Annotated in this window: 8 protein-coding genes and 1 pseudogene; 6 read left to right on the forward strand and 3 right to left on the reverse strand. The window is 60.3% G+C overall.

Features of this window, described 5'->3' with window-relative positions:
* Positions 1-8: 8 nt before the first annotated feature.
* Complete coding sequence (locus tag JFV30_RS10325) at positions 9-398, reverse strand: DUF2946 domain-containing protein (protein WP_201123488.1); 390 nt, start codon at positions 396-398, stop codon at positions 9-11.
* A gap of 92 nt (positions 399-490) precedes the next feature.
* On the opposite strand from JFV30_RS10325, the gene JFV30_RS10330 reads away from it, so the two are divergent.
* Complete coding sequence (locus JFV30_RS10330) at positions 491-928, forward strand: DUF3995 domain-containing protein (protein ID WP_169388104.1); 438 nt, start codon at positions 491-493, stop codon at positions 926-928.
* Positions 929-1,281: 353 nt separating this feature from the next.
* Here JFV30_RS10330 and JFV30_RS10335 read toward each other — a convergent pair whose 3' ends face one another.
* Together JFV30_RS10335 and JFV30_RS10340 are read right to left on the reverse strand one after the other, a co-directional pair.
* Positions 1,282-1,707, reverse strand: coding sequence for an Imm50 family immunity protein (locus JFV30_RS10335; RefSeq protein WP_201123490.1), 426 nt, complete (start codon positions 1,705-1,707; stop codon positions 1,282-1,284).
* Positions 1,704-6,368, reverse strand: a pseudogene (locus JFV30_RS10340) (RHS repeat-associated core domain-containing protein). Before JFV30_RS10340 ends, JFV30_RS10335 begins: the two are co-directional and overlap by 4 nt.
* A gap of 336 nt (positions 6,369-6,704) precedes the next feature.
* Here JFV30_RS10340 and JFV30_RS10345 point away from each other — a divergent pair.
* The 5 genes from JFV30_RS10345 (at position 6,705) to JFV30_RS10365 (ending at position 12,261) form a co-directional block, all read left to right on the forward strand.
* Positions 6,705-8,135 (forward strand): amidase, encoded by a 1,431-nt coding sequence (locus JFV30_RS10345; RefSeq protein ID WP_201123492.1) that lies wholly within the window; start codon positions 6,705-6,707, stop codon positions 8,133-8,135.
* 212 nt (positions 8,136-8,347) lie between these two features.
* The gene (locus JFV30_RS10350) at positions 8,348-9,106 is read left to right on the forward strand and encodes a DeoR/GlpR family DNA-binding transcription regulator (protein WP_201123494.1); all 759 of its coding nucleotides are present in this window, start codon (positions 8,348-8,350) and stop codon (positions 9,104-9,106) included.
* The gene (locus JFV30_RS10355) at positions 9,084-10,364 is read left to right on the forward strand and encodes a M20 family metallo-hydrolase (RefSeq protein ID WP_169388108.1); all 1,281 of its coding nucleotides are present in this window, start codon (positions 9,084-9,086) and stop codon (positions 10,362-10,364) included. The genes JFV30_RS10350 and JFV30_RS10355 overlap by 23 nt, the downstream gene beginning before the upstream one ends.
* An 8-nt stretch (positions 10,365-10,372) precedes the next feature.
* On the forward strand, positions 10,373-11,329 hold the full coding sequence (locus JFV30_RS10360; RefSeq protein ID WP_201123496.1) for an aminoglycoside phosphotransferase family protein: 957 nt from the start codon (positions 10,373-10,375) through the stop codon (positions 11,327-11,329).
* Positions 11,326-12,261 (forward strand): choline kinase family protein, encoded by a 936-nt coding sequence (locus JFV30_RS10365; protein ID WP_201123498.1) that lies wholly within the window; start codon positions 11,326-11,328, stop codon positions 12,259-12,261. Before JFV30_RS10360 ends, JFV30_RS10365 begins: the two co-directional genes overlap by 4 nt.
* Positions 12,262-12,287: the final 26 nt, after the last annotated feature.

Below are 12,287 nucleotides of genomic sequence, written 5' to 3' on the forward strand. Positions count from 1 at the left end.
CGCAGGTATCAGGCGAAGGCAGGTGGGGCGCGCGGATTAGCCGCAGGCCAGGTGAAGCGGGCAGGAATGTCGGCGCTGGCAACGATGGCCGGCGGCGGCGCATGGGGTTGTGGCAGGACGACTACGTTGAGGCTGGAGCTGAGCGCCGGGCCCATGCCGCCGGTTGAGCACAGCGGGCAACCGAAGGCTTTCGAGAGCGTGGGCAGGGATTCATCGGTGGACTTGTAAGGCGCTGGCGCCTGGGTGCGCGGGTCCACCGTACAGAACTGGCCGCCGATGCCGTTGAGCTGCATCCCGATCATTTGCCCGTGGCCAATGCTGCAGGCGAACACATTGAACAGGACGCAGCAATAGAGCATCCAGGCAATGAGCGAGCGGTCGGTACGGGCGAGTTTCATGGGGCGGCACTTTACCATCAGCCGCCGACGAATTGCCTGCAAAAATCTCAAGAGGTCTATCCTCTTTCGGACTTTTCCAAGGATATCCAGCCATGAGCTTTTTAGTCGCGCGATGGATCGTCGGGGTGTTTGGCTTTATCAGCCTGGTGCATTTGTACTGGGCGGCCGGTGGCAAATTGGGGGTTGCCGCGGCGATTCCGCAGCTGCCGGGTGAATTCGCCAGTGGGCCACGGCCGGCGTTCAAGCCTTCGGCGCTGGGCACGTTGCTGGTGGGCGTGGGATTGGTGGCGATTGCGGTGCTGGTGTGTTTGCGGGCCGGGCTGTATTTCGAGCCGGTGTCCAACCATGCCTTGCAATGGGGGATCAGTGCGGTGGCGCTGGTGATGTTTGCCCGGGCGATTGGGGATTCAGAGCTGGTGGGGTTTTTCAAGAAGGTCGGTGGGTCGCGGTTTGCGCGGCTGGATACGTTTTTTTACTCGCCGCTGTGTCTGGTGTTGGGGGCGGGGTTGTTGGTGGTGGCGTGGAGTTGAGGGGGAGCGATTGCCGGAATAGAGTGAGGCTTGCGCTGTATAAACTACAAGCCCTCTTGGTGATAGAACGTAAGGTGGCCCTCAAAAATCAAGGGCTTAGGAAGTAGTTTGTGGGCATAAGCTCGGTAAATCGTCCCCATCCAGATTTTCAGTTTTGAATAACGAGTTAAGTAAATCAATTTGTGTTTTGTCTTTTTCTTGGAGAGTCAGTGAAAACTCACGTCAATTCACCTGCAAATCGTGATTCTCTGAATATATATTGGTTTTTTATGATCACATTTTCTTCAGTTAAGGGGGCGAGTATTTGTTCTCAGGAAATGTGGCCGATCTTTACGTAAATTGGATAATCCAAATTAGGTGTGCTTGGGATTAGCTAAAAATTTATCATCCTCAGGGCCGTTTATGTAAACCGAAGGACCATTCAGAGATATGAATTGTGCTTTGAATTCGATTGAAGATTTTTTTGCGGCGGCTTGGAATATAAGAATTCCGTTTTCTTCCGCGATAGTTGCGGAAAAAATTTCTTTGGTTGGGATGTTGGTGATTTTCAAATCGCTGATGTTCGAGCAGGTAAGCCCGAGTCTGCAGGTGTTGAACCCTTTGTTTTGCCATTTCTCTGGTAAGTTATCTGGGAATTCCGGTATGTCAAATCCCAGCCCTAGCGAGGGCTGGTCGTTCTCTATTTGTAATGAAAAAAGAGAAATTCGGCCAATTTCGATTGGGTGACTAAAAAGCTTACAGAAAAATATGCTTTCATCTAATTCATTCCAATATTTCATTTTTTCTCCTTGAAAAAGTAATGTTCCTTCGCGCCTGGTACGTTACCGTTCCTTGGTTTTTCTATGGGCCGTAAGTTGAAATGTGCGCCTTGGTCACCTGTTCCGCCTTTGCTGCCGAATCGGTGCCCGGCAGAATGGTCTTGAATCAGTACTTCAGAACCATCGCTCTTTGTATATTTATATACCCTGGTCTTTATCGGTTTGCCCGCGTCATTCAAAATACTTTCACCATTTTTGTCTGTCATTTTTACTATTTCATATTGTTTTACAGCTCCAGTCCTTGGGTCCACTACCATATCTGGGTCTTGGCGCATCGGTATCTTGGCAGCTCTTTTTGCTTGTCTGAAAGCTCCTTTGCGAGAGACCTCAGGAGCGTCGGGTTCAACCGGAACACCGCAGTTCGGGTTACTTCGTCCTCCGGGTGGGCAATTGGCGCTCAATCCTAACGGATCCACCCACCCCGTAGGGTTGGGCACGTACTGGTATCCGTTCAGCCCGCCCGCCAGTTTCACCGGATCTGGCGTTAGATAGCGGCCAACGTCCGGATTGTAGTAGCGATGGCGGTTGTAGTGCAGCCCGCTTTCCGGGTCGAAGTATTGACCCTGGAAGCGCAGCGGGTTGGTGACGGTATTGACGTCCAGTTTCGCGATTTGGCCGTAGGCGCGGTAGTGCGCGGACCAGACGATTTCGCCATCGGGTGCTGTGAGTTCTTGTGGGGTGCCGAGGTGGTCGAGTTGGTAGTGGAAAGGTTTTACGGCTTCCGGGCCGTAGCCTTGTAGCAGTGCTAATGGACGGAAGCTGTTGGGTTCGTAGAGGTAGCTTTGGTGGTGATCGGCGCTGTGCTCGGCGACCAACATGTCGCCTTGCCAGAAAAACTCAGTGGTTTGGCCTTTTATCGTTTTGGTGATGCGCCTACCGAACGGGTCGTAGCGGTAGCTGGCGTGGGTGCCGTCGGGTTGGCTGACGGCGATCAGGCGGTGCTGACAGTCGTAGCGGTATTCGGTGACCAACTGCTGTGCACGGCCCCGGCGTTCGCGCAGGAGATTGCCGAAGGCGTCGTAGTCGTAATGACGGTCGCCTTGCATCAGCAGGCGGTTGCCTTTGATCACACTCGGCCCGACGCGGTCTTGCATCAGCAGGTTGCCCGCCGGGTCGTGGAAGAAGCGTTCCTGCAGGTCTTGCGAGTGGTTGGCGCGGGTCAGGCGGTCGAGTGGGTCGTAGTGGTAGTCGTGCTGGCCTTTGCGGGTATCGAGGATGCGGGTCAGGTTGCCGCGCTGGTCGTAGTCGTATTGGCGGCGCTGATGGCGCTGTTCCTGTTGGGTAATGGCATGGGCATGCAGGCGGCCCTGGTCGTCGTAGTGGTAGTGGCTGAGAAGCTGGCCCTGCTGGCGCTGGTGTTCGCGGCCGGATTTGAACAGGTGTGAGGTGAGTGGGTTGCCATTCAGCTCGATGGTGGCCAGGTCGCCACCTTTGTCGTGATGGAAGGCCAGGCGGTTGTTGTCGGGCAGGCGCAGGTGGTTGAGTTGGCCGCATTCGTCGTAGCGGTAGCGCAGGGTGCCCCAGCCTTGGTGTTCGGCGGTGAGGCGGTTTTGCAGGTCGTATTCGTAGTGCAGCGGCCAATGGCCGTCGTCGACACTGAGGAGATTGCCGAGGCGGTCGTAGGTGTAATCGACAATGCTGCGGTCGGGCAGGGTTTTTCGTACAAGGCGACCGGCGCTGTCTCGCTGATAGCCGGTAACCAGCTGGCTGCCATCGTCGCCGTATTCGGTCTTTTCCAGCAGATGGCCGGCGAGGTCGTAGACATAAGCCGTGCGGCGGCCATCAAAGCCGGTCTCCTGCTGGATCAGGCCGTTGGCGTGATAGTCGAGCCGATAGGTTTCCCCGACCTCGTTTTCAATCTCGGTCAGTAACAACCGGGCATTGTCGTAGCGGTATTTGAGCTGTGTGCCATCGGGGTTGATGCGACGGCTGATCAGGTGCAGGCCGTCGGCATATTCGTAGCGGATGACCCGCCCCAGTTCGTCGCGCTCGGCGGTGATTTTTCCGTACGGGTTGTAGCTGAATTCGCGAGAGGCACCGCCCGGCTGAATCACCTTCAGCAAACGCCCTACGGCGTCCCACTGATACTGGGTCAGCGCACCGTGCTCATCCTCGCAAGCCACCTGGCGTCCCAGGTCGCCATAGCGAAAACGCCGCACGCCGCCATTGGCCAATTTCTCTTCGGTGAGCTGGCCACGCTCATTCCAGATAAAGCGCTGACTGCTGTTGTCCGGGTGCCAGACGCCGGAGAGTTTTCCGTGTTGGGTGTAGGTGTATTCGGTGTAATTGCCGTCCGGATCAGTCTTGCGGGTGATATCGCCTTGATCGTTACGCTGGTATTTCCAGACCGCCTCACCACGGCGTACGACTCGGACGAAACCGTTGTCATGCTCGTAGGATGTGGGTGCATCGTCCCCGGGAAACAGCGCAATCAACCGACCGGCTTCGTCGTATTGATAGGCCGTTATCGCCCCCAACGGATCCTGCTCGACCGTCAGCCGGCCTTTTTCATCGTAGGATTTGAAGTGCTCGGCACCGTCCGGATCAATCCGTTGGACCAGCCGCGCGCGCTGGTCGTGGACGTAGACTTCCTGGCTGCCATCGGCGTTGTGGACGGTGACAGTGCCGTTGTCATCCCACACATACCGTGTGTTCATCTGGGAAAAACTGGCCCAATGCCGGACGCATCGCGCCGCCTTGCCGGACCGTTCCCACTCCCAGAAGAAACTTGCCCCACCGGCCAGTTGCCGCTCCAGAATCACCTGCTGATCGTCGTACCGATAACGCTCGCTTTCGCCGACAGCGTTGGTCGCTTCAATCAACCGCCACGCTTCGTCGTACCGGTAGGAAACAACGTTCTGCTCGGTAACCCAGTCCAGCTCCCGCTGCACCTGATAGTCGACGGCAACGATATGTCCACGGTCATACCGCAGCAGCAATCCCTGGCCGACGCCGTTATCAATCCGCTGAATCCGTCCGGAATAATCGCGGGAAATGCGCAGCCGGCTGTCATACGCATCGCTGATCGACGTCAGCACACCGTCGCGGAAGTGATAGAAAAGGGAGGTTTGAGCCAGTACCAATTCATCAGGCAAAGCGCCCAGATAAATCGCGGCTTCCGCCAGGCTATTGGTGATGGCTGGCCGCGTAGCAGAGGGCAGGGGAAACGTAGTGCTGCGGTTTTCGTGATCGATCCAGACCACCGTTTCACCGCTAACCACCAACCGCTGAGCCAGCGAATGACTCCAGCCAAACCCCAACCCGCAATCCACTTCCACCGCACTGCTGCGATACAACCGCGTCCAGGCAAAGGGCAACACCCCATCCAACGAGCCATCCGTGAGGGTCAGCAGTTCCTCACCGGTGACCATCGACACCGGGCAGCCATTGGTTGCGGTCTTGTCTGCGGGAGCGGCCGCATCGCCGCCGGGGTTCCTGGCGGAGGAGGGCACATCGTCGACAGGGTCTTGCCTGACCAACGCGGTCGTCGGCTGCCTCTTATCCCTGGCCAGCGGCATCGGATTTGGCACTTCATGCTGTCCGGCTTTCAACGGCACCGCCGCCGCCTTGGCCGGTACCGCCTGGCTCGCCAGCAACATCGGCTTGACCGCCTCGGCATGCCCATCCATCCGCAGGGTGCCGCCCAACTTGGCCATCTGCTCCAGCCAGTCCCGCGCTCGGCCGGACCTGACCTTTCCCAGCACCTGCGCCCCCAAGCGCACCGCCACACCCATCCCGCCGGTGGCCCACAGCAACAACAGGTTGAGCAGCACCTCGAGCGTTATTTCTCCCAGCAGCTCGTTCATATCCGGCGGCGGAAGCAATTACGCCCAACTGAACATCGCCGACAAATAGATGAACAACAGCGGTTCGTCACTCAGTATCAAAAGACCGTTGGCAATGGCCTCATTGCTAAGCTTCAACAGCTCTTCAAGTTCGCCTTGGGAGATGTAGTGCAGCAACTTTTCGCTATTGGGTTTGATGTCCGCCAGCAAGTCGTACAGGTTGGGAATTCCGTCCCAAAGGCTGTACAGCGTGTTCGCAATCCCTCGCACAAACGCTGCGTCCATCAACTTGCGACGGTCGAGGGGGCTGGCATTTGAATAATGGTTCCACTGCGCTTCGAACGTGTTCGTCCATTCGCTGCGCAAGCTGCTTTCCAGCGAGCTGATTACCGACTGATAGGAGGCGTAGAGCGCCTTGACGTGATCTTTGGAAACATTGGGATAAAAGCTGACCTGATACTGCTGGTCGCGGGTGCAGTCGGTGACTTCGAGAATGCCGCTGGGGCCGATGGTTTTATGGACAGGAGGACCGATCGGACTGCCGTCCTCGGCGATGGCCTGGAGCATGACCGGCGTGTTGCCGATCGGCACAAACCGCCTGCTCTCAAACATATGCACCAAGGTGAGTGCGCCGTTCGATTTGCACATTGCAACCGTGGTACTTGGGGCTTTCGAGGAAACAGGTGCGATCAGCGCCACCTCATCCCCGACCTTGAACACTTGCTCGACTTCCAGCGCCGAAAAGCTCCAGAAGTTTTCAGCCCAATCATCAAAGGTGTTAAGGCACTCCCTGAAGTCGCGGAGGACGGCCTCAACGTCCCTCGTCTCCGCATTCATCGGGGCCAGGGCCAATCTGCCAATGGCGGGATTCAAGAGGCAGCCCATTCGGGCAGGGCATTAATCGGAAAAACATCGGCGTTCCCTCGCGCTGTGTGATCAGGCGAGGGACTTTGCAGCGGTTTGTGAGAGAAAGAAGTCAGAGCTATCCACTGCTACTGATAGGACGTTTCGCCAAATCCCCGGCTAATCCGGCCCGTTTTCGTAAGCCAAATCTCCGACAAAATAAAACCCACAAAACCCACATACACAACAAATCCAACTTGACAGCCGCCATTCCCTTGGCGTCTATTGACGTACCCGCTGGACCATTTCGCAGATGTCCCAGGATGCTCAATGAAGACTGATACCTCACTGACCGATATGCCCAGCGTCCTGCACGCAGCCGAAAGCATCCGCCAAGGCACACTCACCCCCGTGCAACTGGTGGAGCAAAGCCTCGAATCCATCAAAACCCACAATTCCACACTGAATGCGTTTGGCGACGTCTACACCGAGGCCGCGCTTGAGCAGGCGCATGCCATGACGGTGGCCGCCGAGGCCGGGCAGATAAAAGGCCCCCTCCACGGTATCCCCTTCGGCATCAAAGACCTGTTCTCCACCGCCAACCTGCGCACCACCCGCGGCTCGCTCACTGGGCTGGACAACGTCCCAACACAAGACGCGCCGATCATCCGCCGTCTCAAAGACGCCGGCGCGATCATCCTCGGCAAGACCGCCACCACTGAATTCGGCTGGACCGGCGCCAGCACCTCCCGCGTCTTCGGCAATGGCCGCAACCCGTGGAACCCGCAACTCACCAGCGGCGGTTCCAGCTCCGGCTCGGCCATCGCGGTGGCGGCGCGGATGGTCCCGGCCACGCTGGGCTCCGACGGCGGCGGTTCGGTGCGTATTCCGGGCGCCTTCTGCGGTGCATTCGCCCTTAAAGGCTCCCTGGGGCGAATCCCCACCTGGCCGTGGTCCGCCACTGAGATGCTCAGCCACGCCGGCCCGATCACCCGCACCGTGCGCGACAGCGCGTTGTTGTTCGATATCCTCTCCGGCCCCGACCCGCTGGACCACCAGGCCTTGCCCGCACCCACCGAATCCTACCTGGCGCGCTGCGACCGGCCGTTGGGCCCGTTGCGCGTGGCGTACTGCCCGACCTTGTTCGAAACGCCGGTGGACCCGGTCATCGCCGCCACCGTCGAAGCGGCGGTGCATTACCTCGCGGAAGAGCTGCCGGTCACCGTCACCACCCTGACCCTGGACTGGCAAGATCCGCTCTCCACCTTCGAAACCCTGTGGGTCGGCGGGCGCGGGATTGCCTACGGTAAATCCCTGGCCGATCGCCTCGACCAACTGGACCCCGGCTTCGCCGCGCTGATCAAGCGTTCCGCCGATTACGATCTGGCGGCTTACCTCAAGGCCGTGCAGCAACGTGCACTGTTCGCCAATCAGGTACACGCCTTGTTTAACGACTACGACGTGTTGCTGATGCCGACGATGCCGATCCTGCCGTTCGCCGCCGACCGCGTGGCCCCCGAAGACTGGCCAGGCGAGGAGGGCGCAGTGCCGTGGGCGCGCTGGACGCCGTTTACCTACCCGTTCAATATCACCGGCAACCCCGCGGCCAGCCTGCCCTGTGGCTTCAGCCCGAGCGGTTTGCCGATTGGCTTGCAGGTGATCGGCCCACGGTTTGCCGACGCCCAGGTGCTGCAGTTCTGCGCAGCCGTGGAAGCCATCGCCCCTTGGGATCAGCACCTTCCCCCGATGCTGATGCCCTGATTGATTGCACCCGGAGTGGGCTCGCCAGAAGTCCGCCCGTGATAAACGCTTTGTGTTGTCCTGCCCTTTCACACCCTGATGAGTGAGAGGTACCCGTGACCCTGTCCATGGCCGTATTACGCTCTATGCTCCCTGCTGGACCGGCTCGCGCCGCGTCTCGCCGTGGGCCGCGCAATACCGGCCGCCTGAACCTGCCCTGGAATACCTCTTTTATGCTGAATCAGCCACGTCTCGACGAAATCATGCTCCTGCTCACCCAACACCAGCGCGTCAAGGCCTCGGACCTGGCGCAGGCGTTGTTCGTCTCCGAAGAAACCATCCGCCGCGACTTCAAGTACCTGGAAGAAGCCGGCAAGCTGCGGCGCATCCACGGTGGTGCGATATTGCCTCGGCTCAACGAAGAACAGCCGCTGCAAGTGCGCAGCCGCATCAAGCCCCAGGCCAAGACACGCATTGCAGTGTGTGCGGCGAAGCTGGTGAGCGAAGGCATGGTGCTGTTCCTCGACACCGGTACCTCGACCCTGGCCCTGGCCCAGCAACTGATCGGGTTCAGCCAGTTGCGCATCATCACCAACTCCCTGGACATCGCCCGCCTGATCACCGAACAAAGCGCCAACCAGGTGCTGGTGGTGCCCGGCGATGTACGCCGCAACGACAACGCGCTGATTGGCGCCCACACCCTGGAATTCGTCCGACAGTTCCATTACGACATTGCCTTCATGGGCATCGGCGCCGTCGACCTGGAACTGGGGCTCATGGACTACCAGGAACCCGAGGCGCTGCTGCGCCGGGAACTGACCAAACACAGCCTGCGCAGCGTGATCCTGGCCGACGACGCCAAGTTCGGCCATCGCACGTTCATCAATACGCTGCCATTCAGCGCCATCACGACCCTGGTCACCAATCGTGCGCCGTCCGACGATTTTGCGACCCGCCTGGAGCAAGCCCATGTCGACATCCTTTACCCCTGAGTTGCTGGCGCCCAGTGACCAGGACCTTGAAACCTTCGAGGCGCTGTTCCGCGACTCTTCAGCCATCGGCGCGACCCGGGCCGGCGGGCTGCACCGCCTGGCAGCCTCGGCAGAGGATGGCGCCGTGCGCGACCTGTTCGCCGCCTGGCTGACCGAACGCGGCTTTGAAGTGCGGGTGGATGCGGTGGGTAATCTGTTCGGTTTGATCACCTTTAACCCAGACGCCCCCTACGTGCTGTGCGGCTCGCACCTGGACAGCCAGCCCAGTGCCGGGCGTTTCGATGGTGTCTACGGAGTGCTGGCCGGCGCGGTCGCGGTGGCCAGCCTGGCCCGCCAACTGCGTGAACGTGGCGAAGTGCCGGCGTGCAATCTGGCGGTGGTGAACTGGACCAACGAGGAGGGCGCTCGCTTCCAGCCCAGCCTGATCGGCAGCAGCGTATTCACTGGCGACCTCGCCCTGCAAGACGCCTGGGCGTGCCGCGATGGCGACGGGATCAGCCTCAAGCATGCGCTGCAACAGATTGGCTACTTGGGGGAGGGCCGGGTCGAACTGGACGTGGCCGGTTATGTGGAAATCCACGTTGAGCAAGGCGACGGCCTTGAGCGCGACGGCCTGGCCATCGGCGTGGTCCGCGACACTTGGGCCGCCCTCAAACAAAGGATTCGGTTTATCGGCGAACAGAACCACACCGGCCCCACGCCCATGGCTGCGCGCAAGGACGCCTTGCTGGCCGCCGCCCATGCGATCACCGCCGTGCGGGCCGAGGCCGACCTGCACGGTACGCAACTGCACAGCTCGGTGGGGCGCCTGGAGATCTACCCCAACTCTCCGAACGTGGTGCCCTCCAGCGTGACACTGCACGTCGAGTACCGTTCGCCAGACACCGAGTTGCTGGCCGCCGCCGGCGCGCGCCTGGACGCCACGCTCAAGGCCACCGCCGCTGCCACGGCGACGGACTACACCATCGAAAGCCGCGCCCTGCGTGAGCCGACTCACCTGCACCACGGCTTCTCCGAGTTGGCCTACAGCGTCGGCCAGCAACTGGGCTTGCCCATCGGCAACAGCGTCACCGTCTCGGGCCACGACGCCATCAGCCTGAGCCGGCATTACCCGGTGTGCCTGCTGTTTATTCCGAGCAGCAACGGCGTGTCCCATAACGAAGCGGAGTTCACCAGCGAGCAGGACATGCGCAACGGTTTGCACATGCTGACCGCGTTGCTGCACCGCGCCTGTTCCACCCCCAACGCCTACCGCTGAGGTCTGCCATGTCGAGTCGTTTGCAAGCTAAGTCGCGGCTGCTGGGCGCCCTTGAGGCCGCCGGCCTGTCCGCCCATGTGGTGGTCGAAGAGGGCACCGCCGGGATTGCCTCGCCGGTGCGGCTGGCCACCGAGTGGACCGGTTATACCGTCACCGCGCCGTGGGGCCAGTGTTACGCCAAGGTCTTGCATGACGACATGCGCGCGCTGATCGACATCGAACGCACCGCCCGCGCCACCCAACTGGCGGCCGATTGCGACGTGACGCCGGGTGTGCGCCTGGTGGATGCAGCGGCGGGGGTGTTGCTGCTGGATGCGTTGCCCGCCAGTGAATGGCGCTGGGCCCGCCTCGACGAATTGATGCAGCCCCAGCGCTTGCAGGCGCTCTGGGCACTGAAGAAACAACTGCACGCCGGCACTTCCCCGGGTTTCACCCGCTCGCCGCTGCAAGACATCCAGCACGTGCGCGAGTTGTGCGTGCGCTACAGCGTGGCCTTGCCCCTCGACCACGCCTGGATCAGTACCTGCATTGACCTGGCCTGGACTTCCCTGCAACTGAACACCAGCGCGTCGGTGCCGCTGCACGGCGACGGCGTGGCCAGCAACGTGATGATTGGCCCGGAGGGCGCCTTGCAACTGATCGACTTCGACTACGGCGGCTGCGGTGACCCCTGGTACGACGTGGCCATCAGCCTTAACGAGCTGTATGTCTTCGAAAGCGACTGGCGTGAAGGCATCACTGCCTGGGCCGGCCAATGCCGCGAAAGCGACTACGCCCGCTGCCGTTTGTACGCCCTGATCAACGATTGGTACTGGACCCTTTGGGGCCTGTGGGTCGGCGCCACCTCGGCGCGGCCGCTGGAGTTCTCCAAAGTCGGGCAGTGGACGTTGCTGCGCTGCCGCCAGAGCCTGCAAGACCCACGGTTTGAAAGTTGGCTACGTCAGGTACAGGAGGGGCAGGCATGAAAGCGTTAGGTGAGGCGTGTACGCCACAAGAGTGTCAGCTGGAAGCGGCGGTGCGCGGGGTCGCCAGTTGGGGCGGCACCGGAATTCGTTATGAGCCGGTCAGCGGCGGGATTTCCAACACAAACTGGCGGGTGGAAGTGGCCGGCATCGATACGGCGTATTTCTTCAAGGTGCCCGGTGTGGGCACCGAAATGTTTATCGACCGCCGCACCGCCCACGACGCCAGCCTCAAGGCGGCGCAAACCGGCTACGGCGCGCCGGTGTTTGCCTTCCTTGAGGAATTCGGCGTGGAAGTCTTCGAGTTCATGGAAGGTTGGCGCGCCTCGTCCAACCACGATTTTCTTGACCGCGACGTGCGCCACAACGCGTTGCACGCCCTCAAGGCCTTCAACGACCAGCCGCCGCTGGTGCAGACCAAAACCGTGTTCGACATGATCGCCGAGCACCAGCGCCAGGTGGAGCAACTCAACGGCTGCAAACCCGACGATGACGCCTGGCTGCGCCGCCAATGCGATCGCGCGCGGGGTGTGCTGCAAGCTTCCGGTATCGACCTGGCGCCGTGCATGAACGACACCCTGGCGGGTAATTTCATGCTCAACGACCGTCGGCAGATTCGCCTGGTGGACTTCGAATACGCCTCCAACAACGACCGGCATTACGAGCTGGCGCTGTGGTTCGGCGAGATGTTTTTTACCGACGAGATGGAGCTGGCCCTGATCGAAGACTACTTCGGCCAGGTCACCCCGCAGAACCTGGCGCGCATCAAGTTGCACAAGGCCCTGGCGGACATCAAATGGTCGACCTGGGCGATGGTGCAGCACGCGGTGTCGCAGCTGGATTTCGACTTCTACAAATACGGCACGTGGAAGCACATGCGCGCCCGCAGCATCATCAACGATTCGCAATGGGAAACCTGGCTAAGACAGGCTTGAGCCTGCGCCATAACAATAACGACGAC

It is taken from the genome of Pseudomonas sp. TH32, assembly GCF_016650855.1.
Taxonomy (GTDB): domain Bacteria; phylum Pseudomonadota; class Gammaproteobacteria; order Pseudomonadales; family Pseudomonadaceae; genus Aquipseudomonas.

Excerpts from the sequence above, each read along its gene's own strand:
- JFV30_RS10325 (WP_201123488.1), bottom strand. The coding sequence starts at position 398 with ATGAAACTCGCCCGTACCGACCGCTCGCTCATTGCCTGGATGCTCTAT.
- JFV30_RS10355 (WP_169388108.1), top strand. The coding sequence starts at position 9,084 with ATGTCGACATCCTTTACCCCTGAGTTGCTGGCGCCCAGTGACCAGGAC.
- JFV30_RS10360 (WP_201123496.1), top strand. The coding sequence starts at position 10,373 with ATGTCGAGTCGTTTGCAAGCTAAGTCGCGGCTGCTGGGCGCCCTTGAG.
- JFV30_RS10335 (WP_201123490.1), bottom strand. The coding sequence starts at position 1,707 with ATGAAATATTGGAATGAATTAGATGAAAGCATATTTTTCTGTAAGCTT.
- JFV30_RS10345 (WP_201123492.1), top strand. The coding sequence starts at position 6,705 with ATGAAGACTGATACCTCACTGACCGATATGCCCAGCGTCCTGCACGCA.
- JFV30_RS10350 (WP_201123494.1), top strand. The coding sequence starts at position 8,348 with ATGCTGAATCAGCCACGTCTCGACGAAATCATGCTCCTGCTCACCCAA.
- JFV30_RS10365 (WP_201123498.1), top strand. The coding sequence starts at position 11,326 with ATGAAAGCGTTAGGTGAGGCGTGTACGCCACAAGAGTGTCAGCTGGAA.
- JFV30_RS10330 (WP_169388104.1), top strand. The coding sequence starts at position 491 with ATGAGCTTTTTAGTCGCGCGATGGATCGTCGGGGTGTTTGGCTTTATC.